The 2203-nt window shown below is 70.2% G+C and carries 2 protein-coding genes; both read left to right on the top strand.

The features are described 5' to 3' along the window. The first annotated feature begins 94 nt into the window (after positions 1-94). Positions 95-646, top strand: a complete 552-nt coding sequence (locus ACFW2Y_RS35550) for a TetR/AcrR family transcriptional regulator (protein WP_384887818.1) — start codon at positions 95-97, stop codon at positions 644-646. Next, a complete protein-coding gene (locus tag ACFW2Y_RS35555; protein ID WP_384887820.1) occupies positions 643-2175 on the top strand; it encodes an MFS transporter in 1533 nt (510 codons plus the stop codon). The genes ACFW2Y_RS35550 and ACFW2Y_RS35555 overlap by 4 nt, the downstream gene beginning before the upstream one ends. Positions 2176-2203: the final 28 nt, after the last annotated feature.

Below are 2203 nucleotides of genomic sequence, written 5' to 3' on the forward strand. Positions count from 1 at the left end.
CCGCCGCCCTCCATCGGGAGGGCAGCGGCGCCTTTCTGTGTTCATTGACGTCCCAAGTGAGACATCAATGTCTCATAAGGTGTACTGTTGTCTCATGACAGTCGACCGCACCCAGGTGCTCCGTGCCGCCGCCGCCCTGCTCACCCGCAAGGCAACCGCCACCATGGACGAGGTCGCCAAGGCCGCGGGAATCGGCCGGGCCACGCTCCACCGGCACTTCGCCGGGCGGGACGCCCTGGTGCGGGCACTCGAAGAGCTCGGACTGCAGGAGCTGGAAGCCGCCCATGACCGGGCCCGCACCGACGAGGGGCCGGCGGACGAGGCCGTCCGCCGGTTGGTCGCCGAGGTGGAGCCCGTTGCCCCCCTGCTCTCGTTCCTCGTCACGGAGAACCAGCTCTTCGAGGGCGACCAACAGAACGAGGGGTGGGAACGGCTCGACGCCCGGGTCTCGGCGCTCTTCCGGCGCGGTCAAGAGCAGGGCGTCTTCCGGATCGACCTCACCCCCGCCTGGCTCACCGAGGCCCTGTACGGGCTCATCGGTTCCGGAGCCTGGGCCGTACAGGACGGCAGGGTCGCCGCCAAGGACTTCCAGTACATGATCGTCGAGCTCTTGCTCGGCGGAGCGCGCAGGAGCGTGGAGAAGTGACCACCAGTACCTTCAGGAACGCGAACCACGTCGAGGACGCGCGCCGCCCCGGTCGGTGGCTCGCCCTCTCCGTGCTCGTCCTGGCCGTCCTCCTCGTGGCGGTCGACGCCACGGTGCTCGGTCTCGCCACCCCCTTCCTCTCCGAGGACCTCAAGCCGTCCGGCACCCAGCTGCTCTGGATCGGCGACGTCTACTCCTTCGTCATCGCCGGACTCCTCGTCTCCATGGGCAGCCTCGGCGACCGCATCGGCCGCAAGAAGCTGCTGCTGATCGGCGCGACGGCCTTCGGTGCCCTCTCGGTCCTCAACGCCTATGCCACGAGCCCCGAGACGATGATCGTGGCCCGTGCACTGCTCGGCATCGCCGGTGCGACCCTGATGCCGTCGACCCTGGCGCTCATCCGCAACCTCTTCCAAGACCCGCGCGAGCGCAGCCTCGCGATCGGCATCTGGGGCGCCATGGCCTCGGCCGGCGCCGCCGTCGGGCCGGTCGTCGGCGGATTCCTCCTGGAGCACTTCTGGTGGGGTTCGGTCTTCCTCATCAACCTGCCGGTCATGGCGGTGCTCGTCCTCGTCGGCATCAAGCTGATCCCCGAGTCGAAGAACGAGAACCCCGGCCCCTGGGACCTGCCCAGCGTCGTGCTCTCCCTCGTCGGCGTCATCGGAGTCGTCTACGCGGTCAAGGAGCTGGCCACTCACGGCCTCTCGCTCGACGCCACCGTCGCTGCCCTCGGCGGAGCCGTCGCCCTGGCCTGGTTCGTCCGCAGGCAGCTCACCCTGCCCGCACCGCTCCTGGATATGCGGCTCTTCCGCCACCGCGGCTTCTCCAGCGCCGTCCTCGCCGATCTGCTGACCATCCTCGGCCTCTCCGGCCTGGTGTTCTTCCTGTCCCAGTTCTTCCAGCTGGTCCAGGGGCGCCAACCCCTGGAAGCCGGCCTCGCCGAACTCCCGGCTGCGATCGGAGCGGTGACGGCCGGTCTGGTCGCGGGCGTCGTGGCCCGTCGTTTCTCCGTGCGGTCCGTGGTGGCCGGTGGACTCGCGGCGGTCGGGCTCTCCCTCGCGGTTCTGACCACCCTCGACCAGCACACGGGCTACCCGATGCTGGGGGCCAGTCTGCTCGTCGTCGGCGTCGGCGCGGGTTTCGCCTTCACCGTCACCGCCGACGTGATCCTCTCCAGCGTTCCCAAGGAACAGGCCGGAGCCGCCTCCGCCGTCTCCGAAACCGCGTACGAGCTGGGCGCCGCGCTCGGCATCGCGGTCCTGGGCTCCATCGTGACCGGCGTCTACCGGGGCTTCACGCCCCCTGCCGGTGTCCCCTCGGACATCGCGACGGCCGCCCACGAGTCGCTCGGCGGTGCGGTCGAGGCGGCCGGCAGCCTTGCCCCCGGTACGGCAGCGGCCCTGGTGTCCTCCGCCCAGCAGGCCTTCGTCGACGGCCTGCGGATCGCGTCCGGAGTGGGTGCGGCGGTCCTCCTGGTGACGGCGGTCGCCGCCTGGTTCCTCCTCAAGGGCCAGAAGCTGGAGAAGTGAGGAACACGACGGGGGCGGCGTCCCGACC

Origin of the sequence: Streptomyces sp. NPDC058877, from assembly GCF_042742855.1 — a bacterium.
In the GTDB taxonomy this organism is placed as follows: domain Bacteria; phylum Actinomycetota; class Actinomycetes; order Streptomycetales; family Streptomycetaceae; genus Streptomyces.